This window comes from Pseudoalteromonas luteoviolacea NCIMB 1944 (assembly GCF_001625565.1).
Lineage (GTDB): Bacteria > Pseudomonadota > Gammaproteobacteria > Enterobacterales > Alteromonadaceae > Pseudoalteromonas > Pseudoalteromonas luteoviolacea_F.
Map to the genome: position 1 here is coordinate 1 of NZ_AUXS01000092.1, position 271 is coordinate 271.

At 40.2% G+C, this 271-nt stretch carries 1 protein-coding gene; it reads left to right on the plus strand.

Annotated elements, in window-relative coordinates:
• On the plus strand, nucleotides 1-271 hold a 271-nt coding region (locus N483_RS25045), incomplete at both ends, for a tetratricopeptide repeat protein (protein WP_155735436.1).

A 271-nucleotide genomic window follows, 5' to 3' on the forward strand; every position in this document is an offset into this window, starting at 1 on the left:
AGCCTTGAAATCAATGAATCTCTAGGTCATAAAGAAGGTATGGCTGGTGTGTATGGCAATATAGGGATTGTTTACGATACACAAGGCGAGCTAGATAAGGCACTTGAGTATTACCAAAAGAGCCTTGAAATCAGTGAACCTCTAGGTCGTAAAGAATACATGGCTGGTATATATGGCAATATAGGGATTGTTTACGATACACAAGGCGAGCTGGATAAGGCACTTGAATATTACCAAAAGAGCCTTGAAATCAATGAATCTTTAGGCCGCA